At 71.2% G+C, this 25,723-nt stretch carries 26 protein-coding genes; 12 read left to right on the forward strand and 14 right to left on the reverse strand.

Annotation, left to right across the window (positions count from 1 at the left end):
• Positions 1–141 precede the first annotated feature (141 nt).
• The 3 genes from ACQPZW_RS20375 to ACQPZW_RS20385 form a co-directional block, all read right to left on the reverse strand.
• Positions 142–783, reverse strand: coding sequence for a DinB family protein (locus tag ACQPZW_RS20375; protein WP_433796490.1), 642 nt, complete (start codon positions 781–783; stop codon positions 142–144).
• A gap of 42 nt (positions 784–825) precedes the next feature.
• The gene (locus ACQPZW_RS20380; protein ID WP_433796491.1) at positions 826–1,419 is read right to left on the reverse strand and encodes a hypothetical protein; all 594 of its coding nucleotides are present in this window, start codon (positions 1,417–1,419) and stop codon (positions 826–828) included.
• 241 nt (positions 1,420–1,660) lie between these two features.
• Positions 1,661–2,542 carry a bifunctional helix-turn-helix transcriptional regulator/GNAT family N-acetyltransferase gene (locus ACQPZW_RS20385; protein ID WP_433796492.1) on the reverse strand — a complete coding sequence of 294 codons (882 nt, stop codon included), beginning with the start codon at positions 2,540–2,542 and terminating at the stop codon, positions 1,661–1,663.
• A 349-nt stretch (positions 2,543–2,891) separates the two neighbouring features.
• Here ACQPZW_RS20385 and ACQPZW_RS20390 point away from each other — a divergent pair, with 349 nt between their 5' ends.
• Positions 2,892–4,079, forward strand: coding sequence for a M20 metallopeptidase family protein (locus ACQPZW_RS20390; RefSeq protein WP_433796493.1), 1,188 nt, complete (start codon positions 2,892–2,894; stop codon positions 4,077–4,079).
• 115 nt (positions 4,080–4,194) lie between these two features.
• On the opposite strand, the gene ACQPZW_RS20395 is transcribed toward ACQPZW_RS20390, so the two are convergent.
• The 3 genes from ACQPZW_RS20395 to ACQPZW_RS20405 form a co-directional block, all read right to left on the reverse strand.
• Positions 4,195–4,599: an ATP-binding protein gene (locus tag ACQPZW_RS20395; protein ID WP_433796494.1), complete on the reverse strand. Its 405-nt coding sequence runs from the start codon at positions 4,597–4,599 to the stop codon at positions 4,195–4,197.
• Positions 4,592–4,948, reverse strand: coding sequence for an STAS domain-containing protein (locus ACQPZW_RS20400; RefSeq protein ID WP_433796495.1), 357 nt, complete (start codon positions 4,946–4,948; stop codon positions 4,592–4,594). Before ACQPZW_RS20400 ends, ACQPZW_RS20395 begins: the two co-directional genes overlap by 8 nt.
• An 84-nt stretch (positions 4,949–5,032) precedes the next feature.
• Entirely contained in the window at positions 5,033–7,252 is a 2,220-nt protein-coding gene (locus tag ACQPZW_RS20405) for a SpoIIE family protein phosphatase (protein WP_433796496.1), read from the reverse strand.
• A gap of 186 nt (positions 7,253–7,438) precedes the next feature.
• Here ACQPZW_RS20405 and ACQPZW_RS20410 point away from each other — a divergent pair, with 186 nt between their 5' ends.
• The 6 genes from ACQPZW_RS20410 (at position 7,439) to ACQPZW_RS20435 (ending at position 15,063) form a co-directional block, all read left to right on the forward strand.
• Positions 7,439–8,467, forward strand: coding sequence for a chemotaxis protein CheB (locus ACQPZW_RS20410; protein ID WP_433796497.1), 1,029 nt, complete (start codon positions 7,439–7,441; stop codon positions 8,465–8,467).
• An 87-nt stretch (positions 8,468–8,554) separates the two neighbouring features.
• Positions 8,555–9,001, forward strand: coding sequence for a chromate resistance protein ChrB domain-containing protein (locus tag ACQPZW_RS20415; protein ID WP_433796498.1), 447 nt, complete (start codon positions 8,555–8,557; stop codon positions 8,999–9,001).
• The gene (gene chrA, locus ACQPZW_RS20420; protein WP_433796499.1) at positions 8,988–10,361 is read left to right on the forward strand and encodes a chromate efflux transporter; all 1,374 of its coding nucleotides are present in this window, start codon (positions 8,988–8,990) and stop codon (positions 10,359–10,361) included. The genes ACQPZW_RS20415 and chrA overlap by 14 nt, the downstream gene beginning before the upstream one ends.
• Before the next feature lie 212 nt (positions 10,362–10,573).
• Complete coding sequence (gene icmF / locus ACQPZW_RS20425; RefSeq protein WP_433796500.1) at positions 10,574–13,780, forward strand: fused isobutyryl-CoA mutase/GTPase IcmF; 3,207 nt, start codon at positions 10,574–10,576, stop codon at positions 13,778–13,780.
• Positions 13,777–14,526: a helical backbone metal receptor gene (locus tag ACQPZW_RS20430; RefSeq protein ID WP_433796501.1), complete on the forward strand. Its 750-nt coding sequence runs from the start codon at positions 13,777–13,779 to the stop codon at positions 14,524–14,526. The genes icmF and ACQPZW_RS20430 overlap by 4 nt, the downstream gene beginning before the upstream one ends.
• A 30-nt stretch (positions 14,527–14,556) precedes the next feature.
• Positions 14,557–15,063 (forward strand): MarR family winged helix-turn-helix transcriptional regulator, encoded by a 507-nt coding sequence (locus ACQPZW_RS20435; RefSeq protein WP_433796502.1) that lies wholly within the window; start codon positions 14,557–14,559, stop codon positions 15,061–15,063.
• A gap of 112 nt (positions 15,064–15,175) precedes the next feature.
• Here ACQPZW_RS20435 and ACQPZW_RS20440 read toward each other — a convergent pair whose 3' ends face one another.
• Both ACQPZW_RS20440 and ACQPZW_RS20445 read right to left on the reverse strand, forming a co-directional pair.
• A complete protein-coding gene (locus ACQPZW_RS20440) occupies positions 15,176–16,312 on the reverse strand; it encodes an endonuclease/exonuclease/phosphatase family protein (RefSeq protein ID WP_433796503.1) in 1,137 nt (378 codons plus the stop codon).
• Between the two features lie 231 nt (positions 16,313–16,543).
• Complete coding sequence (locus ACQPZW_RS20445) at positions 16,544–16,945, reverse strand: hypothetical protein (protein ID WP_433796504.1); 402 nt, start codon at positions 16,943–16,945, stop codon at positions 16,544–16,546.
• A gap of 394 nt (positions 16,946–17,339) precedes the next feature.
• On the opposite strand from ACQPZW_RS20445, the gene ACQPZW_RS20450 reads away from it, so the two are divergent.
• Complete coding sequence (locus ACQPZW_RS20450) at positions 17,340–17,726, forward strand: hypothetical protein (protein WP_433796505.1); 387 nt, start codon at positions 17,340–17,342, stop codon at positions 17,724–17,726.
• Positions 17,727–17,787: 61 nt separating this feature from the next.
• Here ACQPZW_RS20450 and ACQPZW_RS20455 read toward each other — a convergent pair whose 3' ends face one another.
• Positions 17,788–18,582, reverse strand: coding sequence for a poly-gamma-glutamate hydrolase family protein (locus ACQPZW_RS20455; protein WP_433796506.1), 795 nt, complete (start codon positions 18,580–18,582; stop codon positions 17,788–17,790).
• Positions 18,583–18,723: 141 nt separating this feature from the next.
• On the reverse strand, positions 18,724–18,948 hold the full coding sequence (locus tag ACQPZW_RS20460) for a hypothetical protein (RefSeq protein WP_433796507.1): 225 nt from the start codon (positions 18,946–18,948) through the stop codon (positions 18,724–18,726).
• 96 nt (positions 18,949–19,044) lie between these two features.
• Between ACQPZW_RS20460 and ACQPZW_RS20465 the strand changes: the two genes are divergently transcribed.
• Complete coding sequence (locus ACQPZW_RS20465) at positions 19,045–19,830, forward strand: glycosyltransferase family 2 protein (protein WP_433796508.1); 786 nt, start codon at positions 19,045–19,047, stop codon at positions 19,828–19,830.
• Between the two features lie 343 nt (positions 19,831–20,173).
• On the opposite strand, the gene ACQPZW_RS20470 is transcribed toward ACQPZW_RS20465, so the two are convergent.
• Entirely contained in the window at positions 20,174–20,980 is an 807-nt protein-coding gene (locus ACQPZW_RS20470) for a hypothetical protein (RefSeq protein WP_433796509.1), read from the reverse strand.
• 486 nt (positions 20,981–21,466) lie between these two features.
• Here ACQPZW_RS20470 and ACQPZW_RS20475 point away from each other — a divergent pair, with 486 nt between their 5' ends.
• The 3 genes from ACQPZW_RS20475 to ACQPZW_RS20485 all read left to right on the forward strand — a co-directional run bounded on the left by ACQPZW_RS20475 (position 21,467) and on the right by ACQPZW_RS20485 (position 23,771).
• Positions 21,467–21,913: a hypothetical protein gene (locus ACQPZW_RS20475; protein ID WP_433796510.1), complete on the forward strand. Its 447-nt coding sequence runs from the start codon at positions 21,467–21,469 to the stop codon at positions 21,911–21,913.
• A 131-nt stretch (positions 21,914–22,044) separates the two neighbouring features.
• Complete coding sequence (locus ACQPZW_RS20480; protein WP_433796511.1) at positions 22,045–23,184, forward strand: zinc-dependent alcohol dehydrogenase; 1,140 nt, start codon at positions 22,045–22,047, stop codon at positions 23,182–23,184.
• 11 nt (positions 23,185–23,195) lie between these two features.
• Positions 23,196–23,771, forward strand: a complete 576-nt coding sequence (locus tag ACQPZW_RS20485) for a hypothetical protein (RefSeq protein ID WP_433796512.1) — start codon at positions 23,196–23,198, stop codon at positions 23,769–23,771.
• Positions 23,772–23,887: 116 nt separating this feature from the next.
• Here the strand turns inward: ACQPZW_RS20485 and ACQPZW_RS20490 are convergent, their stop codons facing one another.
• The 3 genes from ACQPZW_RS20490 to ACQPZW_RS20500 all read right to left on the reverse strand — a co-directional run bounded on the left by ACQPZW_RS20490 (position 23,888) and on the right by ACQPZW_RS20500 (position 25,700).
• On the reverse strand, positions 23,888–24,121 hold the full coding sequence (locus tag ACQPZW_RS20490; RefSeq protein ID WP_433796513.1) for a hypothetical protein: 234 nt from the start codon (positions 24,119–24,121) through the stop codon (positions 23,888–23,890).
• A 76-nt stretch (positions 24,122–24,197) separates the two neighbouring features.
• Complete coding sequence (locus ACQPZW_RS20495; RefSeq protein ID WP_433796514.1) at positions 24,198–24,989, reverse strand: RNA polymerase sigma factor SigF; 792 nt, start codon at positions 24,987–24,989, stop codon at positions 24,198–24,200.
• A 216-nt stretch (positions 24,990–25,205) separates the two neighbouring features.
• Entirely contained in the window at positions 25,206–25,700 is a 495-nt protein-coding gene (locus tag ACQPZW_RS20500) for a hypothetical protein (RefSeq protein WP_433796515.1), read from the reverse strand.
• Positions 25,701–25,723: the final 23 nt, after the last annotated feature.

Here is a 25,723-nt window from a genome sequence, read left to right on the forward strand (position 1 = left end):
CGGTCACTCCCACGTCCGGCTCACCCCTGCGGCGGGCCCCGCCTGGCCGGCCTCGGTGGGTGTCGGCCCGCCGGGCCCGTTGGCGGCCCGATGCCTTCACCTGTCACGCAAGGTGACGCGCGTGGGCGGTGAGAGGCGTGCTCAGGCGGATGGGGGAGCGGGCTTGGCCGTGGAGTCCCAGCGCCAGGCGTGTCCTCGGCTATCGGGAGTGCGCCCGGTCGCGGCCAGCAGGTCCTGCCAGGGGTCATCAGTGCGTTCGGCGTGGGCGAAGATGCGATCGAGGCACGGTGCCACGAGCTCCGCCGGAGCCCGATAGTCGATGTGGTGCGCGCCCAGGATGTCGCTGGTGTGCAGGACCAGCTCGACGATGCCCATCGCGGCCAGAGCCGAGCGGTCGGGGTTTCCGTACGGGTGCCAGCCGATGCGGTCGGCGGGCGCGCTGGCGATCACCGCGACCAGAAGACCTCCGACAGCGTCCAGGCAGTCGAGCACCGCCCGTGTCCCGCCCGCCTCCTCCGGCCAGAACATGCACGCGATTCGCCCGGGGCCCGGCGAGAACTCCATCAGCGGGGTCCAGCCCTCACGGCGGTGTATCCCGGACAGCTGCATCGCATAGGAACCCAGGTCGTCCAGAACGTGTGCGATCGTCTCCCGGCAGGTCCATTCCAGACCGGACGCCTGCAGCACCCACCCGTCGTCGGGCACCTGTCGAAGACTCGCTCGGGCATGCTCGAGCGCCGCCGAGACGAGACTGCTGTCGGGAATGCCGATCAAGGTCACCATGGGAGCAGCTTCCCAGCCCTCACGACTTCCGGCCAACGAGAATCACGTGGCGTCGTCTCCGCGAATCGAGGCCGTGGTTCCGGCCGCTTCATCGGTGACGAGAAGCTGCCGGTCGGGCTTCAGGCGGACGCTACCGCTGTCGAAGACGGCTTGAAGCCTCGCCACGCCATCTCGCCACCACGAACGGGGCGGGACACCCAGGAACTCGGCATCGGGAGTAAACCGTACTGAGATATCGAGGTCGATCCAGACCAGTTCGTCACGGACGGTCTCCGCTGTCGTCGGCGGTGTGCTGTTGCGGCTCACGACCACCGTCAGGGAGGAGCCGAGCTCGTGCCACCACATTCGCTGGCGGATCACGTCTTCCACCGGCCGCGGCTCGGCGCTCACCGGCCAGCTGTGCCATGCGCCGGTGACTGCGGCCGAGACATCACCGTCTCGATGCAGCGTCACCATCGCACGAGGCTCGGGCGTGGCCACGTATTCGAGCAGATCGACGGCCGTCAAGGCTGCGATCAGCAATGGCCATTCCCCGGCCGGATGGCTCCCGAAGAACATCGCCGGGTGACGCGCGACGGTTTCACGAAAGGTCAGCGACCCTATGCCGACAGTCGAGTACGTGCGGTCGTCATCCACGCGTCAATCATGGCACCGAGCGGCATCCGGACCCGCCGCCGACAGCTCGCACAGCCGCTCCGCTCCGGTCCGCTCCTGCGCCGGGGCGACGATGTGACACCGGCGCTCCGGCTCCCTCCACGCCGTCACCGGGCAGGCGATCTGGGGTGCTCCTCGCCTGCCCGGTCACGGCGTCGGTGGTGCCGCGGTGAGCCGCGCCGTCGGGTGCCGGTCGGCGTTGGCTCCCGGAGTCGCCGGGGCGTCAGCCCGGCTTGACGGCAGGCTGCTTCTTCTCGAAGGAGAGCTGGTTGTACGGGGAGTCGCCGTAAGAGTCGATCTCGTGGTAGCCGCTGCTGCGGTAGAGCGCTATCGCCTCACCGAGCGTGCGGTGTGTTCCGAGCCGGATGGTGTCGACGCCGTGCGTTGCGGCGTCCGTCTCCACCTGGCGCAGCAGCCGTCGGCCCAGGCCGATGCCGCGGGCCCTGCCGTCGATCCACAGGTGCCGGATCTCCGCGGTGCGGCGGCCCAGCCGGATCCAGGCGCTGCAGCCGACCGGTTCGCCGTGTTCGCGGGCCAGGAGCAGGCTGCCGTCGATGTCTTCGGGCCGGGTCAAGCTCGCGTCGTCGTAGCCCTCCGGGAAGAGTGTCGCCAGTTCGGTCGCGTACCGCTTGAGGCAACGCCACGCCTCCGGGTCGTCGGTCGCCACGGGTGTGATCGTGACGGTTGCCAGGCGCAGCAGCCGTCGCACCTGGTCCTGCGCGGTCGCCAGTCGCTCCTGTTGCCCGGGGTCGAGTCCGCCGAGCAGGGCGGCGACGTCGGCGCGTGATCGTCGCTCGAGCGTGTCACGCTCTCGCCGGCCGGCCGCGGTGAGCTCGGCGATCCTGGCGCGGCCGTCGCGCGGATGGGCCACGACACGGACGAGGTCCTGTTCTTCCAGGCTGCGCAGGAGCCTGCTCAGGTAGCCCGAGTCGAGGCCGAGGTGATCGCGTAGCTCGCGAAGATCCCGGCGGTCGCCGATCTCCCAGAGCAACCGGGACGGCCCGAGTGCACGGTCACTGCCGAGGTAGCGGTCAGTGAGCAGGCCCAGGCGTTGAGTGTAGAAGCGGTTGAAATCGCGTATCTGCTCGATCAGGTCCGGCTCCATCGGCCGAGATTACCTGACTCAGGTCAGGTAATTCCGGATCTTCTCGCGGTCGGCGTCGTGGAGGGCGCTGCCGGCCGCGTCGGAATGCGCCGGGTGCGCCTCGGGTGACGCCGCGGGGCGTGGGGCCGGCGGGGTGGTGCCGGCGGGGTGGTGCTGGCGGGGGTGGGGCTGGCACCACCATCGGCCGGGTGTCCGCACCATCGTGTCCGAGTGCGGATCGCGGAAGGCTGGACCACGTCGAACAAGACGGGGGAGGAACAGTGCGAAGCTCACAAGGTCGAAGCTCACAAGGTCACGTGATCAGCCGGCGGGCCGTTCTCGGTGGGGCGGTCGCCGCGACCGCGGGGTCGTGGCTCGCGTCGACCGGGGCGGCCTCGGCGGCCGACCGGGGGCCGTGGCGGTGGAGCGCGAGGCCGCCCGGCTGGACGGCGCGCTCGTCGCGCTGCGCCGCGACCTGCACGCCCATCCGGAGCTCTCCGGTCAGGAGCGGCGGACCGCCGGGGTGGTGGCGGCGCGTCTGCGGGCGGCGGGGCTCGACGTCACGACCGGTGTCGGCGGGCACGGTGTCGTCGGCGTCCTGACCGGGGCCCGTCCGGGGCGGACGGTGGCCTACCGGGCGGACATGGACGCGGTCGGCCCGGACGACGGGGCCGGCGGCGCCACCGGCCCGGCCCACCTGTGCGGTCACGACATCCACACCACCATCGGGGTGGGGATCGCCGAGGTGCTGACCCGGCTGAGGGAGCGGCTGTCCGGCCGGGTGGTGTTCCTGTTCCAGCCGGCCGAGGAGAGCCTGACCGGCGCCGCCGCGATGATCGCCGACGGCGTCCTCGCGGCCACCCGGCCGAGCGAGATCCACGCGCTGCACTGCGGTCCGTTCCGGGTCGGCCGGTTCGCGACGATCGCCGGCGTCGGCCTGCCCGGCCAGGACAAGGGCCAGATCCTCCTCGCCGGCGCCGATGCCCCGGCGCGGGCGGAGCGGTTGGCCGAGAGCATCAACGGCATGAGTTCGGTACGGCGCCCGACCGGTCCCGCCGACCTGGAGCAGTTGCTGGCCGACCTGCAGACCCCCGGTGGACCGCTGGCCCGGTTCGTCTTCGTGCAGGCGCGGGCCGACGGCGCGACCGTGCGGGTGTCGTCGCGGTGCTGGCCGGAGCACCGCTACGCGGACGTGCGGGCCGAGATCCGGCGCCGTGCCCGGTCGGTGGGCCCGGCCACCGTGGACTTTTCGGCAGACCCGTTCCCTGCGATGCACACGCCTCAGCGTGAGGGGCGGGCCCTGGAACGGCATCTGCGGCGCACGCTGGGCACCGAGCAGGTGGTGCCGCTGCACGCCGCGATCCCGTTCAGCGGGGAGGACTATGCCCACTTCCTGAACCGGATGCCGGGCACCTACACGTTCCTCGGTGTCCGGGCGCCGAATGCCGGCATCGAGACCGGCTATCCGCACCTCGCGACCTTCCAGCCGGACGAGAGCGCCATCGGTCACGGCGTCCGGGCCATGTCCGGCTGGCTGCTCACCCGCACCCGCTCCTGAACGGGCATCCCGGCCGGGCCCGGCCCCGCCCGGTCCCGGGCCCGCCCGTCCGGTCCCGGGCCCGCCCGTCCGGTCCCGGTCCCGGGCCCGGGACCGGGCCGGGCCCGGGTGAGGTCTATCGCGGTACGGGCCGCGGTTCGATCGCGAAGCGCAGCCGGATGATCGTCTCCTCGTCGCCGGCGATGGCCTCGACCGGGCCGCACAGCCGTTCGACGATGGCGAGGCCCCTGCCCCGCTCCGCGTCGGCGGCGGGCATCGGGGCGCCGAAGGCACGGATCGAGCCCTGGTCGATGACGTCACAGAGGACCTGACCGTCGTCGGCCCGGATCCGGACCCGGCCGCCGCCGGAGGTGTGCTGCAGCGTGTTGGTGACCAGCTCACTGACGGCGATGACCAGCGACATCACCTGGTCGGCGGTCAGGCCGAGCTCCTCGCCGTGGTGTTGCGCGAAGGCCCGTACCCGCGGAAGGTCCTCTGCCCGGCCGTAGGCCATCGTCTCCGGCATGGTCGGCTCAGCCATGCTGATCGGCCTGCCGGGACTCCGCGGCGTCCGCCGGCGGGGTGGGTGGTCGAAGCAGCTGAAGGATGCCGGTGATCTCCAGGACGGTCGCGACGGACCCGGTGGCGTTGACGACGTGCAGGGTGCCTGACCGCTCGAGCGCGGCATGGTGGGCGGTGACGAGCGCGTGCAGACCGCTGGAGTCGAGGAATCGGACCCCGACCAGATCGACGACGACCGCACCGCCGGATCGGACCGCCTCCAGCAGGGCCGCCGTCAGCTCGTCGCGGCTGCTGAGATCGCAGTCACCGGCCAGCGCGACCACGAGTGTGTCGCCGTCTCGCTTCGTGTGAGCCTGGAAGTCGGACATTCTTGGTGTGCGCGACCTTTCCGAATCGACGGTGGGGGCGGCCCGAAATGCCCCCGTCAGCATGATCGGCGACAACTTCGGGTGTCAACCGGTGCCGTGGGGGACCATGGCGGATCCGGCCGTCACGGTCGCTGCCGTGGCGGGCGCCGAGCCGGTGAACTGGACGCACAGGATGACGGTGTCGTCGCCGAGATCCCGGTCGCCGACCATGTGGGCGAGGATGTGCCGGCACAGCGCCGCCGCGTCCGGGTGGCGCAGGCTGCCGGCGGCGTCGGCGAGTCGCTGCAGGTTGACCGTGAGTTGCTCGTCCGGGCGTTCGACGAGGCCGTCGGTGAACCAGACGAGCACGGCGTCCTGCGGTACGACGAGCGTGCCCTGCCCGCGCACGCCCCGACCGACTCCGAGGGGCAGCGACCGGCCGTCCCACAGATAGGCGGCGCCGTCGCCGGTGACCAGCAACGGCGGCAGGTGCCCGGCACAGGCGTACCGCAACAGCCGGGTCGACGGATCGTAGTCGGCGTATCCGACGGTGGCCGTCCCGGAATCGGGGATCAGCGCGCTCGCCCGGTCGAGATCGTCGAGCACCCTGGCCGGCTCCGGCGCGGCCTGCGCCAGGATCCGCAGTGCCGACTGCAGGCGGGCCATCGCCGCGGCCGCGGCCAGCTGGTGCCCGACGACGTCGCCGACCGCGAAGCCGATCCGGCCGCCCGGCACGGCGAACACGTCGTACCAGTCGCCGCCCACCTGATGGGCCACGTCGGCGGGCCGGTAGTCGGCGCAGACCTCGATGCCCGCGAGTCCCTTGCCGAGTGCCGGAAGCAGCGCCTGCTGCAGCTGCTGTGCGGCGGCGTGTTCGCGTTCGTAGATCTGTGCGCGGCGCAGGGCCTGCCCGGTCAGGCTGGCCAGCGTCTCGGCGAAGGTCAGGACCCCGGCGTCGGCGGCGTGCTCCCGATGGAAGCTGAAGGCCAGCGAGCCGAGCGTCGCCGCGTCCTCCCCGCCGATCGGCACGCACACGCTGCTGTGCACGTCGAGCACCTGGTAGATCTCTTCGAGATGCGGATAGGCGGCGACCGCGTCGGCCCGGGTGTGATGCAGCAGCCGCCGTCCGGTACGGATCACGTCGTCGTGCGGTGTCACCGTGCCGAGCGGTATCCGCCGGTACGCGCCGGTCACGCCGTCGGGCCGGCCCGCAGAGGTCCACAGGACGGTCTCGCCGCCGGGCGCGATGATCGCGACGCTGCCGTGGTCGGCGATCAGTCCGATCCCCTCGCGCACGACGGCCTCGGCGATCTCGTCGGAGGTGACCGCCGTGGCCAGGTCCGACGTGAGGACCTGCAGAGCGTGCAGACGCAGCCGGGCGGCCCGCTCCACCGAAGTGTCCCAGCGGGCCCGGTCACGTTCGGCGACACCGACGGCCAGAGCCCAGGCGCCGAGGATCGTGGTCGCCAGGAACAGCTGCAGCGACAGGGTGATCAGCTGCTCGGACGTCTGCATCGCCGCCCACGGGCCGTGGCCGGTGCTCGTCATCAGGTTCGCCGTCACGGTGGTCGCGATGCCCGCCGCGAGCGTCACCACGAGCGGCTGGCTGAACGCCAGCGCGAACAGCACCGGGATGGGCAGATAGAACAGCGGGACGTCGTACGGCCAGAACCCGATCACGGTCGCCGCCACCGCTGATCCGACGCTCACGAGCCAGCGGAGGGGGCCCGGCCGGTCCTCCGGGGCGAACCGCCATGCGAGGACACCACCGGCCACGGTGAGCACGCCGGTCGCGTCGCCGGCCCAGAACGACGCGAACGACTGCGGCCACGGCACGGAGAGGCTCGTGGCCAGCAACGTACCACCGATCATGCCGCCGACGACCGGCCCGGCGCCGACGCAGCAACCGAGGAACGCCAGGAGGTCGCGGCGACGCCGCGGGTCGACCTCGGCCGGTACGAATCGACGTAGCAGCCAGGCCCCGACCAGCGGTTCGGCCGTGTTGGCGAACGCGAAACCCGCGGCCCCGCGCACCGACATGCCGTGCGTGACGTCGATGAGGATCTCCGTGACGGCCACCGCGGCGAGGATCCACGGCCATCTGCGGCGCGGGTTGAGCACCAGGGCCGACAGGGTGACACCGGCCGGCAGGAAGAGCACCACGATCGACGGGGCGCCGAAACTGACGAACGCGAGAGAGGCGCCGGCCGCGTACGCCGTCACCACCATGGCCAGCACCAGCCACAACGGCACCCGGCTCGTGCTCGGCAGAGCCGGCGAGCCGGTGGTATCGGCAGACCCGGTCACGGGGATCGGACACTCCACGGGCGCGACGATGTCACCCGGCGCAGATGACCGGCCCCACACTACGCGACGGCCCCCGTGTGCCGGATCCGCGCGATGGCCCGGGTGGCAGGTCGTCACGCCCGGTTGCGGGTATGCGGCCGACAGCGAGCGTTTGCCGACCACGGGACGGGGAAGACGGGCGGTCCCCAGGAGAGGCGGACGACGATGGCGCGTCGTGACGTGGTGGTGATCGGCGGGTCGGCGGGCGCGCACAAGCCATTGGCTCAGGCGCTGGCCCGTCTGCCCGCCGACCTGCAGGCCACGATCCTGGTGGTCCTGCACGTCGCGCCCGGCGCCCGCGCCGCCCTGGCCGATTCGCTGGCATCGTCGTGTGCCCTGCCGATCCGGGCCGCCGCCGACGGTGACCGCATCGAGCCGGGCCGGGTGTACGTGGCGGTTCCGGATCGTCACCTGCTCGTCGACGAGGGCGACGTGCTGCGACTCAGCGGCGGCCCACGGCAGAACCGGGTGCGCCCGGCGGTGGACGCGCTGTTCCGGTCCGCCGCCCGCTGGTGCGGCTCCCGCGTGGTGGGCGTGGTGCTGTCGGGCAGCCTGGACGACGGGTCGGCCGGCCTCGCCGCGATCACCGCCGCCGGTGGGGCCGGGCTCGTGCAGGATCCCGCCGAGGCCCGGTTCCCCGGCATGCCGCGGGCCGCGCTGCGTGTCACACCGGACGCCCTGGCGGTGCCGTCGGCCGACCTCGGCGAGGCCATCGCGAAACTCGCCGGCGTGCCGGCCGACATCGCGAACGGTCCGGCGGAACCCCTGATCTGGGAGACCGACATGCTCGCCTACGGCGCCTCGAACATCTCCGATCGTGGACAGCCCGTGGGGCTCGGCTGCCCGGAGTGCCGGGACGGGCTGTACCTGGTCCGCACCGGCCTCGCCGCGCACTACGTCTGTCACGTCGGCCACTCGTACTCGCCGCGGTCGTTGCTGGCGGTCCGCGACGACGACATCGAGGAGTCGATCTGGGCCGCGGTCAGCGCCCTCCAGGAGAAGGTCATGATCATGGAGGAGCTGGTGGATCAGTCGGAGCGGGCGGGCGACACCGCGGCCGCCGACGCCTACCGGGCACGGGCCGAACGCGCCGGCCACGCGGCGAAGGTGCTGCAGAAGCACGTGGACCTGTCGGCCGACACCCGTGACACCCGCCGGCCGGACACCGATCGAACTCGTTCCGCCTCCGCGTGACACGCGCTCTTCCCCCGGACCAGGCGTTGCGCCTGCTGATGTAACCGTGGTTACATCACCCTCGAGGCCGACGGCTCGGCCACGGTCTTGCCGGCCACCCCGTCGGCACCGGCCCAGGAGCAGCAGATCGCCACCGACATGCAGGCCGCACGGGCCGCCGAATACCTGCTGGTGATCGAGGAGGCGACGGTCGCGCGGCACGGCTCCGACGCCGATCGCGCCCGTGCCCAGCGGCGCCTGCGCGGCGAGCTGCACCGGATCACCCGCCGCGACTTCTTCCCCCCGCTGCAGCGCGAGACGGCGACGCAGGCCGTGCACGCCCTCGCCGCCGGCGCCACGCCGTTCGACATGCGCGGCGCCGACCTGAGCCATCACGGTGACGACTGCACGTTCGAGACCGCCGGGCGATGCTGCTCGACCGCCCGCCCGCCTGACCCGTCCTCCGCCGGACCCGTACCTCCGCCCGACCCGTACCTCCGCCTGATCTGTTCCTCCGCTCGAGCCGCTCCGGAGCACCGCGATGACCGCCACTGACACGCCCCGCGACGTCGTCCCCTTCCGTGACGCCGTGCGCGCCTGGTTCGCCATCAGCCTGCAGACCTTCGGCGGCCCGGCCGGGCAGATCGCCGTCATGCAGCGCCACCTGGTCGACGAGCGCCGCTGGATCGGCCAGCGCCGGTTCCTGCACGCCCTCAACTACTGCATGCTGCTGCCCGGCCCGGAGGCCCAGCAGCTCGCCATCTACGTCGGCTGGCTGCTCAACGGCCTGCGCGGCGGCCTGGTCGCGGGCACCCTGTTCGTGCTGCCCGGCATGCTGGCCCTGCTCGTGCTGTCGGCGATCTACGTCGGGTTCGGCGACACCACCGTGGTCACCGCGGTGTTCGCCGGGCTGGCCCCGGCCGTCGTGGCGATCGTCGCCCAGGCGGTGTGGCGGGTCGGCAGCCGCGCCCTGAACAACCCGGTCCTGATCGGGTTCGCGGTGGCCGCCTTCGCCGCGCTCGCGGTCTTCGCGGTGCCGTTCCCGATCGTGATCGCCCTGGCCGCGCTCGCCGCCTGGGCCCTGCACCGGATGCGACCGGACCTGGTGGTCGGCGGCGGCCACGGATCCGCCGCCGACGACGGCCCGGCGCCGCTGATCTCCGACGACGCCCTGCACCACGACCGGCCCTCGGCCCGTCGGACGGTGACGATCCTGGCTGTCGGCCTGGTCGCCTGGTTGCTGCCGGTCGCGCTGTTCGCCGTCCTCACCGGCGCCGACAGCGTCTACACCCGGCAGGGGCTGTTCTTCTCCGGCACGGCCGTGGTCACCTTCGGCGGGGCCTACGCGGTGCTCGCCTTCGTCGCGCAGCGAGCCGTCGAGCACTACGCCTGGCTCTCGGCCGGAGACATGGTCCGCGGGCTGGCCCTGGCCGAGTCCACGCCCGGCCCGCTGATCATGGTGGTGCAGTTCGTGGCGTTCCTCGGCGCCTACCACCACCCCGGCGCGCTGGACCCGTGGACGGCCGGTGTGGTCGCGTCGCTGTTGACCACGTGGGTGACGTTCGTGCCCTGCTTCCTGTTCATCCTGCTCGGCGCGCCCTATGTGGAGCGGCTGCGCGGCAATCAGTCCCTGTCGGCGGCACTGACCGGCATCACCGCCGCGGTCGTCGGGGTCATCGCCAACCTGGGGCTGTACTTCGCCGTGCACACCCTGTTCAGCCGGACCACGACGATCACCGGTGGGCCGCTGAGCATGCAGGCCCCCGAGCTCGACTCGGTTCGATGGACGCCGGTGGTGATCGCGGTGATCGCCGGGGTGCTGATCTTCGCGGTGAAGTGGTCGGTTCTGCGGGTCCTCGGTGTCTGCGCGGTTCTCGGCCTGGCCGCCGGTCTCGCCGGGCTGCCCGGCGTCTGATCCGGCGGGCGGGGCCGTTCGGCCTCGCGATCGGCACCGACCGGCAGCCGCGACGGGTGTCGGCCATCGCCTGGGCGCGCGGGAGTTATCGCGTACGCCGGTGGCGGAATACCTCGCGCGATATAGTTGGACGTCCTACTATCCTCGGAGGAGATAGTAGGACGCCCAAGTATTCGTGCCGCCCGATGGCGGCGAGGGAAGCCAGGTGGAGCATGCACGTTCCGGCCAACGCCGTCCGGTTCGTCACGGCAGCGAGTCTGTTCGACGGCCATGACGCGGCGATCAACGTGATGCGGCGACTGCTGCAGGCCCAGGGCGCCGAGGTGATCCACCTCGGCCATGACCGCAGCGTCGACGCCGTCGTGCGCGCCGCCGTCGAGGAGGACGTGCAAGGCGTCGCGATCTCCTCCTACCAGGGCGGCCACGTCGAGTACTTCACCTATCTGACCCAACGACTCGCCGAGGCCGGCGCCGGGCACGTCCGCGTGTTCGGCGGTGGCGGTGGCGTGATCGTGCCCGAGGAGATCGCGGCCCTCCGCGAGCACGGCGTCACCATCTTCTCGCCCGAGGACGGCCAGCGCCTCGGCCTGCCCGGCATGATCAACCAACTGATCCAGGCCTGCGACGTCGACCTCACCGGCACCGCCCTCGACGTCGAGGCCGTCCAGTCCGGCGACGTGGCGGCCCTGGCCCGGGCGATCACGGTCCTGGAGGCCGGCCGGTCACCGGAGACCGCGGCCCGGCTGCACCGGATCGCCGCGGACCGTACCGTTCCGGTGCTCGGCATCACCGGCACCGGCGGATCCGGCAAGTCCTCGCTGACCGACGAGTTGCTGCGCCGTTTCCGTCTGGACCAGCAGGACCGGCTGCGCATCGCCGTCCTCGCCATCGACCCCACCCGCCGCCGCGGCGGCGGCGCCCTGCTCGGCGACCGCATCCGGATGAACGCGCTGGACAGCGGCGAGGACAGCCGCACCTTCTTCCGCTCGCTCGCCACCCGCAGCGCCGGAGCGCAGCTGCCCGAGCGGCTCGACGACATCCTGGCCGCGGTCAAGGCCGCCGGATTCGACCTGGTCATCGTCGAGACCCCGGGGATCGGCCAGGGCGACGCCGGCATCGTGCCGGTCGCCGACGTCGCGCTGTATGTGATGACACCCGAGTTCGGCGCCGCCTCCCAGCTCGAGAAGATCGACATGCTCGACTTCGCCGACGTCGTGGCGATCAACAAGTACGAGCGGCGCGGCGCCGAGGACGCCCGCCGCGACGTGGCCCGCCAGCTGGTGCGCAACCGGACCGCGTTCGGCGTGGCCTGGCAGCAGATGCCCGTGTTCGGCACCAGCGCCGCACGCTTCAACGACGACGGAGTCACCGCCCTCTACCAGGAGCTGCGTGATCTGCTCGCCGCCAACGGCCTGCCCGCCGGAGCCGGGAGCGGGACACTGCCGGCCGTCGATGTGCGCGCCTCCTCCGGCCTGACCAGTGTCGTGCCCGCCGCCCGCTCGCGGTATCTCGCCGACATCGCCGGCACGGTCCGCGGCTACCACCACGCCACCGAGGAGCAGGCCGGCATCGTTCGCCGCCGCCAGGCGCTGCGCCTGAGCGCCGACCTGCTCGGCGACGACCCGGCCGCGGTCCGCGTCAAGGAGCTGGCGGGCACGGCCGACGGCGAGCTGCTCCCGGACGTGCGCGACCTGCTGGAGCAGTGGCCGGCCCGGGTCGCCGACTACTCCGGCGACGAGTACGTCTACCGCGTGCGCGACCGCGAGATCCGTACCCCGCTGACACGCACCACCCTGTCCGGCTCGACGATCCGCCGCGTCGCGCTGCCCCGCACCCGCGACGAGGCCGAACTGCTGTCGTTCCTGCGCCGGGAGAATCTGCCGGGCTTCTTCCCGTTCACCGCCGGCGTCTTCCCGTTCAAACGCGAGGGCGAGGCCCCGGCCCGGATGTTCGCCGGCGAGGGCGACGCGTTCCGTACCAACCGGCGCTTCAAACTGCTCAGCCGCGGCGGCGACGCCACCCGCCTGTCGACCGCGTTCGACTCGGTCACCCTCTACGGCCGTGACCCCGACCCACGCCCCGACATCTACGGCAAGGTCGGCACCTCGGGTGTCTCGATCGCCACCCTCGACGACATGAAGGCGCTGTACGACGGCTTCGACCTGTGCTCACCGACGACCTCGGTCTCGATGACCATCAACGGCCCGGCCCCGGCGATCCTGGCCATGTTCCTCAACACCGCCATCGACCAGCAGATCGCGGCACACCCGGACGAGCCCCGCGAGCAGGTCGTCGCCCGCACCCTGGCGACCGTGCGCGGCACCGTGCAGGCCGACATCCTCAAGGAGGATCAGGGCCAGAACACCTGCATCTTCTCCACCGAGTTCGCGCTGCGCTGCATGGGCGACATCCAGCAGTGGTTCATCGACCACCGGGTCCGCAACTTCTACTCGGTGTCGATCAGCGGCTACCACATCGCCGAAGCCGGGGCCAACCCGATCAGCCAGCTCGCGTTCACCCTCGCCAACGGCTTCACCTACGTCGAGTCGTACCTCGCCCGGGGTATGAAGATCGACGATTTCGCCCCGAACCTGTCGTTCTTCTTCTCCAACGGCATGGACGCCGAGTACTCGGTGATCGGCCGGGTCGCCCGCCGGATCTGGGCGGTCGCGATGCGCGACTGGTACGGGGCGGGGGAGCGCTCGCAGAAGCTCAAATACCACGTGCAGACGTCCGGCCGCTCCCTGCACGCCCAGGAGATGGACTTCAACGACATCCGCACCACCCTGCAGGCGCTGTGTGCCATCTACGACAACGCCAACAGCCTGCACACCAACGCCTACGACGAAGCCGTCACCACCCCCACCGAGCAGTCCGTGCGCCGCGCCCTGGCCATCCAGATGATCATCGACAAGGAATGGGGCCTGGCCGGCAACGAGAACCCGCTGCAGGGCTCGTACATCATCGACGAGCTCACCGACCTGGTCGAGGAAGCCGTCCTGACCGAGTTCGAGCGCATCGCCGAGCGCGGCGGCGTGCTCGGCGCCATGGAGACCGGCTACCAGCGCGGCCGCATCCAGGACGAGTCGATGCTCTACGAGCACCGCAAACACGACGGCACCCTGCCCCTGGTCGGCGTCAACACCTTCCTCGACCCGAACGCCGACCAGACCACCGCGCCGACCGTCGCCCTGGCCCGCGCCACCGAGGCCGAGAAACAGTCCCAGCTCGACCGGCTCGCCGACTTCCAGACCCGCCACGCCGCCGACGCGCCCGCCGCCCTCGACCGGCTCCAGCAGGTCGCCATGTCCGGCGGCAACATCTTCGGCGAGCTCATGGAGGCCGTCCGCCACTGCTCGCTCGGCCAGATCAGCGACGCGTTCTTCACCGTCGGCGGCCAATACCGCCGCAACGTGTGAACGACGACCTCGGCCACCCCGTACCCCTGGCCACGACACCCCGGCGCATCGTCTCGCTCGTCCCCTCACTGAGCGAGGCGCTCGCCGTCACCGTCCCCGAACGGCTCGTCGGCGTCACCGACTGGTGCACCCACACCGCAGATCACCACCCCGCGAGGGTACGGGGGACGAAGAACCCGGACCGGGCGGCGATCACAGCCCTGCGCCCGGACCTCGTCATCGCCAACCAGGAGGAGAACCGGCGACTCGACGTGGACCGGCTGCGCGCCGCCGGCATCCCGGTGTGGGTGACCGTCATCGAATCCGTCGACGACGCGCTGCACTCCCTGCGGCGACTCTTCACCGACGTGCTCGACGCCGGCGAACCCGAGTGGCTGCGCGCCGCCACCACGACCTGGCGGCGACCGGCCCCACGCCCACACCGGACGGTCGCCGTCCCGATCTGGCGCGACCCGTGGATGGTCGTCGGCGCGAACACCTTCACCGGGGACCTGCTGGCCCGCCTCGGCCTGGACAACGTCTTCGGTACGGGCGCCGACCGCTACCCCCGGGTCGACCCCGACCGCATCCACACCGCCGCACCCGACCTCGTCCTGCTGCCCGACGAACCGTACGCCTTCACCCCCGCCGACGGCCCCGAAGCATTTCCCGGCATGCGGACAGTCCTCGTCTCCGGCCGGTCTTTGACCTGGTACGGCCCCTCGCTCGTCACCGCCCGCGACGAGCTGCTCCAGCTCACCCAATGAGATGCCGGAACGCTCCGTTAGCATCGGCACGTGTCCGTGCCTGATCGACCACGCCTCGACCCCATCGCCGAGGCCCGCCGCCTATGGGCCGAGCAGGGATGGACGGCCGCCGCCGACGGCATGGCGGCCGTCACCTCCCTGATGCGCGCCCAGCAGATCGCCCTGGGCCGTGTCGAGGCCGTGCTGCGCGCCTACGGCGTCACCTTCGCACGGTACGAGGTGCTCATGCTGCTGTTCTTCAGCCGCCACGGCTCCCTGCCGATGGGCAAGATCGGCCAGCGACTCCAGGTACACCCGACCAGCGTCACCAACGCCGTCGACCGCCTCGAGGCAGCCGGCCTGGTACGCCGCTCGGCGCACCCCGTCGACAGGCGCGCCACCCTCGTCGAACTGCTCGATGCCGGGCGCACCCTGGCCCTGGCCGCCACCGAGGACCTCAACACCCACGTCTTCGGTGCCCCCGGCGTCTCACCGCCCGGCGTCACGGCCCTGGTCGACATCCTCACCGAGCTGCGCCGCGACGCCGGCGACTTCTGACCCCGCACTACCCCTTCGGCTCCCGGCGCTGCCTTTCGGCGCCGCCTTTCGGACGTGGCGCTGCCTTTTCGGACGTGGCGCTTTTCGGACGTGGCGCTTTTCGGACGTGGCGCTACTTCTTCGGGCCGGCCGGGTGCCGCCAGCCGACGGTGACCGTCACGCCCGCATGGTCGGACGTGTAACGCGGCGCGGCCGCCCGGAACGGCTCCGCCCCGACGACCCGGGCCGACTCCGCCCTCGCGGCCCCGCCCAGCAGCACCAGGTCGATCCGGGACGTCAACTGCGTGGCGGCACCGTTCAGGTCGGCGCTCTGACAACAGGTGTACCCCGGCCCATGCGGTGACGCCTCGCTCCAGGCGTCCCGGAACCGCCCGGTCAGCAGCCGGTACGTGTCGGTCGAGCTGCCGTCCGCGGCGGAGTTGAAGTCACCGGCCGCGATGACCGTTCCCGGACCGGCGGCCGGCCCGGCGAGGAACTCGGTGGCCTGGGCACCCTGCACGGCCGGGAACTGCGCGGTCTCCAGATGGGTGGTGACGAACCGGAACGGCACACCGTGATGCTTCGCCTCGACCGACGCCCAGCCGTGCACCAACTGGACCGGCGGCACACCGGGAGCCGGCAGCGGAACACTCAGCCGTGCCTGGTAGAGACCGTTCTTCGGCGTCGACCAGCGCAGACCCGGCGTGCGGTCGTTGGCCAGCACGACGTCGCTGTCCCGCAGCCGCAGCGTGCACGCCCCCACCGTCGGGGAGGCGCACGGCGCGGTCAGCGGGATCGGGCCGACGTCGAACCCGGGCGACGTGGACGCGACCGTGTAATGCAGGCCACGGCGTGCCAGCGCGGACCGCAGGATGGCCAGGAAGTCCTGCGACGGCCCGGCGCCCGGACCGGCCGTCGTCCACGTGGTCACCTCCTGCAACCCGATCAGGTCGGGACTCTCCCGCTCGATCTCAGCGGCCAGACCCTCGGCTCGTACGGCGAAGTCGGTCGCCCGTACCCCCGCAAAGATCTTGGAAACGGCCGTGAGCAACGCGGGCGTGTCCCGTGCCGTCAGCGCTGATGCCAGGTCGGCGCCGAGATAGACGTTGCGGGTCATCACCCGCAGATCGTGCCGGCCGACGGGCTTGACCGTCGCGGGCTCGGCCCAGGCCGTCCCCGTCAGGGCCACGACGCCGGTGACGGCAGCCGCGACGATCGGAGTCCAATGGTGACCGGCGCGACGCCGGAAGAGACCAAGACGCGTTTTCACCGGCGAAGGCTCCCAGAAACGGGCCCACGCTGCCGATGCCCCGATCGGGGACGGGCGAGCACGGCCATTCGCCGGAGACGATCGACTGATCCGGCGGCGTCATCGGGCTCGCTGCTCATACGTCACGCGGACCCGCTGTCGGCGTGTCAGACGACCGGATCGAACCCTCGCACGGTGTGCACGAGCAGACACCCCGAACCGCCCGGACAAGCGATCCGGAACGAGTGAGTCTCACTCGAGGTCGGCATAGGGTGGCACGGCGAAGACGTTGTCGGACCGCAGACAATCCCCACGGGGCGACGTCGACAACGGCCACGGCTCATTCGGCACCGCCTCAGCCCGCACACCGCCCGCCTTCAACCCGTCCGGCAGATAGCCGGCGAGCCGATCATCAACGGCCGGGCCGAAGACGCCCGCATGCTCCAGAACGACGAAGAGCGCATCCGCGGCACACGACACCGACTCCTCGGCATCGGCGGCCGTCGCGCCCGGATAGAGCTCCTGATAGAGACGGCGCGCGGTCGCCAGTAGACGCTCGGCGTCGGTGACGACGAAGTCGAACCGCAGGCGCACCGACAGGTCCATACCGTCGACCAGGGGAGCGTCACCGATGACACCGTCGGACTCAGCCATCCCGCCACGATAGCCACCGCACCGCACCGCACCGTCGGCATACAGGGCGTCGTGTTCGGCGGGCCCCTGGAGCGGCTCCGGCAGGCCGCCCGGGTCGACCTGCCGCGCCTACGCGATCGTGCGACATCGGCCTGCAAGACGACACCGCCGGGAGGGACCGTCAGTGCCTGGTGGCGGGGAAGTTGGGGGGTGTCCGCCCCGCACGGGGATCCGGGGCGGACCTGCCAAGCATCCTCCGGACCGGCCACCGCCGACGGTAGGCACACGGTGCGTTTTCGCTGGCCGAACAGCCGACAACCGTCTCCGGACAGCGGCTCGCGGCAACCCTTTCGTTTCGGGCTCCGCGGCGGCTGACACCATGAGGCACCACAGCATCGATCCCGGGAGGGAAACCGTGGCAGACGTCGTCGCTCCGGCGCGGACCGAGGTCTCGCGCGGGTGGGTAGGGACCCTGGTCGGTGTTCAGCTGTATGTGCTGACCTCGTATCTGGCCACCGCGATCGTCCCGTACCTGTGGGCGCCCCGGGAGTATCCGCCCACCTGGCTGTGGATCGTGCCCGGCTGGCTGCTCGGCGTGCCGGGTTACTTCATCACTGTGCTTGGCGCGGCGCTGGCCGTACCCCTCGCCGTGGCGGGTTTGATCGTCGCGGTGACCGTGCGGCGCCGGGTATCGGACCGCCTGTTCGCGTGGTGCGCCGGCACCGCGGTCGCGATGACGTTGTACGCGATCTTCACGTTCACCGCGCTCGGCAGGGATCTCATCCTGTTCGTCGCCGACTGACGGCTCACCGCCGGGAGGACCCTCCGGCCGCGTCCCGGGCCCACGAGGACCGGCGCGGTCCTCAGCCGGCCAGCGCCTGCCGGGTGGCGTCGACGAACGTCCAGAACGGCGGCAACGTCGAGGACCTACGGCCGGCGCGGGTGTTCACCCCGAACATCTGCGTACGCAGCGGGGTGGTCAGCTCCAGTTGGGCCCCGGCGCTGCGCAGCGTGCGGTTGACGATGTTGGCCGGGTCGTCGCCGTTGAGGGCGGGCACCCCGGCCGCGTCGATCGCCGGGATCCCGGCCGTCGCGTACGCCTGCAGCAACGCGGCCTTGAGGGCGGCGTCGCGCCCGCCGACCAGCACGGCGGCCGTGCCGGTGGGCAGTCCCGCCGCGTCGGTCGAGCAGCCGTGCAGCGACACCGCCCGGCGGCTGCCCGCGACCGTCGCCAGCGCGACCGGGTCGTCGCAGTGCGACGAGGTGACGTGCAGGTCGCCGTTCCCCGTCGAGAGCAGGCCCTCGAACATCCAGTAGTCGTGGACCGCGCCGCCGGTGGCGCCGCCGGCCGGGTGATAGCCCGCCACCGCGAGACACAGCTCGGAGGTTCCGGGCTCGATGCCGCCGCCGTGCAGGGCGAGGACCGCGGTGTCCGGGAAGCTGCCGCCCGGCGCCTCGCTGTCGTCGAGCGCGGCGTGCCGCCGGAACCGCCGGGCGTAGTGGACGCCTTCGGTGCGGGCGGGATCGGCGTAGAGCGCGGTGTTCGACGGGTAGACGTCGTCGGCGGCAGCTGCCGGACGGGCGCCGACCGCGACCAGCGGTGGAATCGTGGCCGCACCCACGGCGGCCAGCATGCTACGACGGCTGAGCTTCGTCACGGTGTTCTCCCCGTTCAAGGTATCGACATCGGATGATTCCACAATCGGTCGTCGGCGGCGGGCCCTCGCCCGGCCCCTGCAACCCAGCCTCCTAGGATGCGCTAGTGGTTGTGACGTGGCTGGGCACGGCACAGTCAACGGTCAGACGGTCGTCTTCAGCTGAGCCAGCGCCGCGTGGGCCTGGGCGAGCTGGGTCGTTGCGGTCAACATCGCGAGGTCGGCACCGGGGACGTACGGCTCCTCGGAGTGGTCGTCCTCGTTGACATTGGTCTCGTAGTCGACCAAACAGATCTGGTAAAGCCGCTCCGCCTCGGCGACGAGCTCCTCGGCACGGGCGGCATGTTCCTCGGGGGTCATGTCGATCATGATTTCATCCCCACCGAGGAGGGCTCTCGCGATCCTTGCGCGGGTCCTGAGAGCGTCCAGAGGTTGTCTTGAGGTGGCGATCCGATCTGAGCGGGCATGAACGCCACCGCAGTCGCCGCCGCCGCTCCCACCACCACCGCCACCGGTCGTGCCGGAGTCGAGCTCAGCGTCGTCGTGCCGTTCTACAACCCCGGTGCGGCACTGCGCCCGACCGTCGAGCGGCTGGTCGCCTGCCTCACCGACGCCGGGATCGCGTTCGAGGTCATCGCGGTGTCCGACGGCTCGACCGACGGCTCCGCCGCCACCATCGCCGGCATCGCCGGGGTCACCGTCCTGGACAACCCCATCAACCAGGGCAAAGGCGCCGCACTGCACCAGGGCTTCGCCGCCGCCACCGGCGCCTGGATCGGCTTCATCGACGCCGACGGCGACATCGACCCCCACCACCTGGTCGACTACCTGCTGCTCGCCCGCACCGGCGGCCACGCCGTCGTCTACGCCGACAAACGCCACACCGCCTCGGTCAGCGGCGCCACCCGCACCCGCAAACTGATCTCCATCACCTACTCCACCCTGGTCAGCACCATGTTCGGCCTCGACGTCCGCGACACCCAGACCGGCTGCAAAATCATCCGCCGCGACGTGCTCCACACCGTCCTGCCCCGCCTGCGCGAACGCCGCTTCGCCTTCGACCTCGAACTGTTCGTCGCCACCAAGGCTGCCGGCATCACCGACGTCAAGGCAGCCCCGGTCCGCCTCGAAACCCGCACCGCCGGCTCCACCGTCAGCAGCTCCACCATCATCCGCACCCTCCGCGACACCCTCGTCATCCACGGCCGCCGCCGCGCCGCCCACTACGCCGCCTACGCGCTGGCTGCTTGATCCTGGTGGGCTGCGTTCCGTTCAACCTCGTAAGGGCGCCTTTCGAGGGGTTGTGGGCGATTTCCCGGATGTGCGGCGATCATCGACGCACGCCACGCTCAGAACCAACGCGGAGCTGTTGAGATACGACTTCACGACGCATGCCCGTACCGGCGCCGATCCGATTCGCCCGGGTGGGCGCGAGCCGGTCGTCCTCGTGGTGTCGCCTCGGTGGCCGAGCGTTCACCGGCGCCTATGCCGGTGTCGCGCCCCGTCGCCCGGGTGTGCCGAGGGAGAGAAGGCCGCACCAAGGTGGCGCGATACGCCCGGCCCGCAGCGTGATGGAGCCGACGGGCGGGAAGGGTCAGGGCGGGTTCATGACGGTGAGCAGCGTGTCGGCGGGTTCGGTGGCGGAGAGCGCACCGGCCGCCACGACGAGCAGTAGCAGGCTCCCGGTGAGCGCCATGATGACGCCGACGGTCCGTCGCATGAGCCTCATCCGTGAGTCGACGGCGGCGCGCCGCCTCCACAGGGCTGCGCCCACGAGGCCGATCGCCACGATCGCCGTGGCGGCCGTCGCCACCATGGTCCAGTGGTAGCGCTGCGTCTCGCCCAGAAGCACCGACAACGCGGGTGAAGCGGCGTGCGCGCCGGCCGGCTCCGTCAGGCCTTCGCGGATCTCGTGCAGAGTGCGGCCGAGGTCGCTGCCGGGTGCTGCGCCGTCCACCAGCGGCAGCAACGCGACCAGCGGTACCGCCGTCGCCTGGATGTTCAGCATCAGCAGTCCCGTCGCGAGGACCGTGAATCCGGTCGCGCCGATGGCGGCCACCGCGTACCGGGCCGCGCCGTGCAGGTATCGGCGCCACAGAGCGACGGCGAGCAGGGCGAAGACGACGAGCATCAACGCGCTGATCACCACCTTGATCGCATGCCACCGGAACCAGTAGTCGACCAGCCTCGCCAGGAGCGCGGGAAACCGCGGTCCGCCGTCGCGCCAGTACTCGGCGAGACCGCGCCCGACCTCGCTCCGCAGCACCGCCTCGTCGTCGAGAGCCCCGTCGGCGCCATCGAGGAGCGCGGCCGGTGCGAGTACGAAGGCCGCCACGAGCGCCGAGCCGGCGGCCAGCAGCATTCCGATCATGGACCGGGAACTCAGTCGAACCGCGCTCATCGTTGCCATTGCGCCACCCCGGATGCCGTCGCGGTGGCCCGGCGCGAGGAGACGAACCCGACGCCGGCACCCGCGGTGGGAGACAACGGGGGAGGGGCATCGAGGGGAGCGCCGGCCGTGGTGGCCGTACGAGAGGATCGCATGGGTCCGAGTAGATCAGCGGCGCCGCGTCCCGAGCACTACGGCAGATACCCGTGACCCGGGTATGGCCAGCCATACCCGGCCAGGACCGGCGATGCCGCTCAGCTGCGATCGAGCTCCGGATTGGACACCGCGAGGGAACGCCGCCGGCTACCAAGACGATCGGCTCGGCCGGCCGCGAGACGCGGACGCGGACGGCCGTGAGCGACGGTGGCCGCCGCGTTCGGCTGTGCCGGCACGTCTGTGCCGGTCAGGCGGAGGTGTGAGTGGAATGGCGTGGCTGCGCCGGCTCTGGGTAAGGCAGAGACATAGCTGAAAGCAACGATGGATGAGAGGTGGACCCGCGTGGCCGCGACCAAGAACGCCAAGAACCCGACGAGCGGTAATGACACTCCCAATACGCCTGAGGTGGGTGAGACCGCGATCGCTGAGATGAAGGTCGGCGAGTTGCGGCGTGCGTTGGCCGGTCGTGGGGTGACGGGCACGGCGGAGTTGAAGAAGCCGGAGCTGGTCAAGAAGCTGATCGCGTTGGAGACTGCCGGCAGCAGGAAGCGTTCCGGTGCGAAGAAGGCGACGTCCGCATCGAAGAACCCGACGAGCGGTAATGACACTCCCAATACGCCTGAGGTGGGTGAGACCGCGATCGCTGAGATGAAGGTCGGCGAGTTGCGGCGTGCGTTGGCCGGTCACGGCGTGAAGGGCACGGCGGAGCTGAAGAAGCCCGACCTGGTCAAGAAGCTGATCGCGCTGGAGACCGCCGGCACGAAGAAGACGAGCGCCAAGCGCCGGTGATCGGCTCGCTGCCCTGTGGTCCCCGGAAGACCGCAGGGCAGCAGTGTCATCCGGTTTGCCGGGAGAGACGGCGGGTAGCCAGTCGCTTGCCCATCCCGTCGGCGTGTTCTCCGGAGGCTTCCGTGCAGGCAATGGTCTATCGAGGCCCGTACCGGGTGCGTGTCGAGGAGAAGGACCGTCCCACGATCGAACACCCCAACGATGCGATCGTACGGGTGACCCGCGCGGCCATCTGCGGCTCGGATCTGCACCTCTACCACGGCATGATGCCGGACACCCGGGTCGGCATGACGTTCGGCCACGAGTTCGTCGGTGTGGTCGACGAGGTCGGGCCGTCGGTGCAGCGGCTCGCGGTCGGCGACCGGGTGATGGTGCCGTTCAACATCTTCTGCGGCACCTGCTTCTTCTGCAGCCGCGGCATGTACGCCAACTGCCACAACGTGAACCCGAACGCGACAGCGGTCGGCGGCATCTACGGCTACTCGCACACCGCCGGTGGGTACGACGGCGGCCAGGCCGAGTACGTGCGGGTGCCGTTCGCCGACGTCGGTCCCAGCCTCATCCCCGAGTGGATGGACGAGGACGACGCCGTGCTGCTCACCGACGCGGTCGCCACCGGCTACTTCGGTGCCCAGCTCGGCGACATCAGCGAGGGTGATGTCGTGGTGGTCTTCGGCGCCGGCCCGGTGGGTCTCTACGCCGCGAAGTCCGCCTGGCTGATGGGCGCCGGCCGGGTGATCGTCATCGACCATCTGCAGTACCGGTTGGACAAGGCGGAAGAGTTCGCGCACGCCGAGACCTACAACTTCACCGAGTACGACGACATCGTCGTGCACATGAAGAGGATCACCGACCATCTGGGTGCGGACGTGGCCATCGACGCGGTCGGCGCCGAGGCGGACGGCAACCTGACCCAGCACGTCACGTCGGCGAAGCTGAAGCTGCAGGGCGGCTCGCCGGTGGCGCTGAACTGGGCGATCGACTCGGTACGCAAGGGCGGCACCGTCTCGGTGATGGGCGCCTACGGGCCGATGTTCAGCGCGGTCAAGTTCGGCGACGCCGTGAACAAGGGCTTGACGCTGCGGATGAACCAGTGCCCGGTCAAACGCCAGTGGCCTCGGCTGTTCGAGCACGTGCGTGCCGGTTACCTCAAACCCAGTGAGCTCGTGACGCACCGGATCCCGCTCGAGCACATCGCCGAGGGCTACCACATCTTCTCGGCGAAGCTCGACGAGTGCATCAAACCGATCATCGTCCCGAACGCGGCGTGAGGGAGACGGCCATGGCCTACACATCGGACAAGCCGAAGCCGGCGGAGTCCAGCGACGAGCTGCGCGCCCGCATCCCCGGCTGGGGTGTCGATCTCGACCCGAAGGACCGCCCGGCGGTGCCGCAGGAACGCGTCGACCCGGACTTCAGCGGCGCCCACTGGGAGTTTCCCGAGCGGCAGCCGGAGAAGTGGCCACGGGAACGTTCCATCGAGCACAGATTCCTCACCCCGGTCTTCGGTACGGCGTGCCCGCCCCGCGGTCTGTCGGGCCGGATTCGCCGCCACGCGTACGCCAGGTACAGCGAGGCCCGCGCCGCGCATTGGCTGCTGCTGCTCGGCGCCGACCGCGTCGACGAGCTGGAGAGCACGTTGCGCTCGTTCGTGAGCCGCCGGCCGGACAATCTGGTCGCCGAGACGGGGGTGCGGGCCGAACTGACCAGGCGCGGGCTCTCCTCGAGGTTGGGCCACAATCGGGCCGACGTGGTGCATCACCCGATCGACCCGGTCATCGTGGTCGCCCCGTGGGTGGTGGGCGCCGGACTGGCGTACACCCTGGTCCGCCGGTTGGCCCGCCGGCGTCGCGGTTGACGGCCGCACCGCACCCGGACCGCACCGGGACGCCCTCCGGCGGCGCCGATCGCCACGGGTGCCCGGCGACGGCGGGGCCGCAACGCATCGCGGGCCCGCCGTCGCCTCGGGGGTGATCAGGATCGGCGGTCGGCGTGTGGCCGGGTGAGCGGGTCGGCGCGCGCGTCGATCATCTTCGCCTGCGCCGTCACCTCGTCGCCCAGCGCGTGTAGACGCCGACGAGTCGCCGGATCCGGTGACTCGTCGGCGCTGTGGTGCAGGATGGCTTCCGCCACTTCCAGCTGCTCCGCGGTGCTGTGCAGGGCCGCGGCCGTCCGTTTCCGTGGGGAGCTCTCGTCATGGGAGGTCATGCCGTAGAGCTACCCGGCTCGTCGCCTGGTGACACAACGTAGGGGCGAGCCGGCGTCAAGCGCGGCCCGGCACACGTCAGAGGTCGGCGGTGCCCAGCTGCTTGCGCAGCTTGGTGAGGGCGCGGGCGAGCAACCGGGACACGTGCATCTGCGAGACGCCGATCTGCTCGGCGATCTGCTGCTGGGTGAGGTTGCCGTAGAAGCGCAGGCTCACGATCTTCTGCTCGCGTTCGTCGAGGCCGGCCATGGCGGGGCCGAGGGCGGCACGCAGCTCCGCGGACTCGAAGCCGGTGTCCTCGCTGCCGAGGGTCTCGCCGAGCTCGGTGCCGCCCTCACTGATCGGCGTGGACAGGCTGGTCGAGTTGTAGGCACGGGCGCCTTCCAGGCCCTCGATCACCTCGTCCTCGCTGATGCCCAGGTGGTCGGCGATGTCAGCGACGGTGGGGGAGCGCCCGAGACGGTGGCTCAGCGTGCTGTTGGCGCCGGTGATGGCCAGCCGCAGCTCCTGCAGACGGCGCGGTACGCGTACCGACCAGGTCTTGTCCCGGAAATGCCGCTTGAGCTCGCCGACGATCGTCGGGATCGCGAACCCGGCGAAGTCGATGCCCCGATCGGCGTCGAACCGGTCGATCGCCTTGATCAGGCCGATGACCGCGACCTGGTAGAGGTCGTCACGGGGCTCGCCCCGGTTGGCGTACCGGCTCGACAGGTGCCGCGCCAGCGGCAGCCAGGCCTCGATGACCCGGTCACGCAGGCCCGGCCGGGACGGATGACCGGTCGGCAGAGCCGCCATCGCGGTGATCAGCTCGCTGGCCCGGTCGGTGCTCGTCGCAGCGTCGGCGGAGGCGGGGGCGGCCATGACGGTCATCGGGAGTGCTCCTTGCGGTCGGATCCTGGCCCGGCAGGACGGGCGAGCGTCCATGGGAGCGTGACCACCCCCTGCCGTGCCCCTCTCTTCCCCCGGCGAGCACCAGGCTGAAACCAGCCGTTCGGACGGCAAATATCAACCGTAGAGCTGTTGCCTGAGTGATCGCTTCTGGACAAGGCCCCAACGTCGGTTCACATACCCGAACGGGCTCGACGCTCACTCCTCCGGCGTCACCACATCGGACCCGGCGTGCGACTCGCGCCCGGCGCGCAACTCGTCCAGACGGGCCTGCGCCCGCTCGACCGCGGCCCGGGAACGCCCCAGGAACGCGTCACTGCGATCGAGCCGTGACACCTCACGCGCGAACGACCCCTGCACCTGCCGCATCGGATCGGGGGACTCGTCGGTCCCGTCCCGGCGGCGTGTACGGCGCTCGTCGAGGTCGTTCTCTCGCGCCGTGGCGTGGGCTTCCCGGGCATCCGCGATCGTCTCGCGCTCGTCAGCGACGTGGTCGCGCTGCTCCGCGGCGAACTCACGCGCGGCGAACCGCCGCGCCCGCTCCTCCAGGGACTCCCGCACCGCGGTCAGCTCGTCGGCGAGGTGGACGAGCTGATGCTCGCGGGCGTCGAGCTGCCGCTCGCGGGCCTCGAGCTCCCGCTCGCGCTCGGTCAGGTGGCGGGCACGCTCGTCCGCGCTGTCGTCCGGAAGCACCAACCCATCGTAGAGCCCCTGCC

The sequence above is a fragment of the Actinoplanes sp. CA-252034 genome (assembly GCF_050956125.1).
Taxonomy (GTDB): domain Bacteria; phylum Actinomycetota; class Actinomycetes; order Mycobacteriales; family Micromonosporaceae; genus Actinoplanes.

What these genes read in the sequence shown, in the direction of transcription:
- ACQPZW_RS20375 (WP_433796490.1), bottom strand. Translation starts at nt 783, where the DNA reads ATGGTGACCTTGATCGGCATTCCCGACAGCAGTCTCGTCTCGGCGGCG.
- ACQPZW_RS20385 (WP_433796492.1), bottom strand. Translation starts at nt 2,542, where the DNA reads ATGGAGCCGGACCTGATCGAGCAGATACGCGATTTCAACCGCTTCTAC.
- ACQPZW_RS20395 (WP_433796494.1), bottom strand. Translation starts at nt 4,599, where the DNA reads ATGGCTGAGCCGACCATGCCGGAGACGATGGCCTACGGCCGGGCAGAG.
- ACQPZW_RS20400 (WP_433796495.1), bottom strand. Translation starts at nt 4,948, where the DNA reads ATGTCCGACTTCCAGGCTCACACGAAGCGAGACGGCGACACACTCGTG.
- ACQPZW_RS20410 (WP_433796497.1), top strand. Translation starts at nt 7,439, where the DNA reads ATGGCGCGTCGTGACGTGGTGGTGATCGGCGGGTCGGCGGGCGCGCAC.
- chrA (WP_433796499.1), top strand. Translation starts at nt 8,988, where the DNA reads ATGACCGCCACTGACACGCCCCGCGACGTCGTCCCCTTCCGTGACGCC.
- icmF (WP_433796500.1), top strand. Translation starts at nt 10,574, where the DNA reads ATGCACGTTCCGGCCAACGCCGTCCGGTTCGTCACGGCAGCGAGTCTG.
- ACQPZW_RS20445 (WP_433796504.1), bottom strand. Translation starts at nt 16,945, where the DNA reads ATGGCTGAGTCCGACGGTGTCATCGGTGACGCTCCCCTGGTCGACGGT.
- ACQPZW_RS20460 (WP_433796507.1), bottom strand. Translation starts at nt 18,948, where the DNA reads ATGATCGACATGACCCCCGAGGAACATGCCGCCCGTGCCGAGGAGCTC.
- ACQPZW_RS20465 (WP_433796508.1), top strand. Translation starts at nt 19,045, where the DNA reads ATGAACGCCACCGCAGTCGCCGCCGCCGCTCCCACCACCACCGCCACC.
- ACQPZW_RS20470 (WP_433796509.1), bottom strand. Translation starts at nt 20,980, where the DNA reads ATGAGCGCGGTTCGACTGAGTTCCCGGTCCATGATCGGAATGCTGCTG.
- ACQPZW_RS20480 (WP_433796511.1), top strand. Translation starts at nt 22,045, where the DNA reads ATGGTCTATCGAGGCCCGTACCGGGTGCGTGTCGAGGAGAAGGACCGT.
- ACQPZW_RS20485 (WP_433796512.1), top strand. Translation starts at nt 23,196, where the DNA reads ATGGCCTACACATCGGACAAGCCGAAGCCGGCGGAGTCCAGCGACGAG.
- ACQPZW_RS20490 (WP_433796513.1), bottom strand. Translation starts at nt 24,121, where the DNA reads ATGACCTCCCATGACGAGAGCTCCCCACGGAAACGGACGGCCGCGGCC.
- ACQPZW_RS20495 (WP_433796514.1), bottom strand. Translation starts at nt 24,989, where the DNA reads ATGACCGTCATGGCCGCCCCCGCCTCCGCCGACGCTGCGACGAGCACC.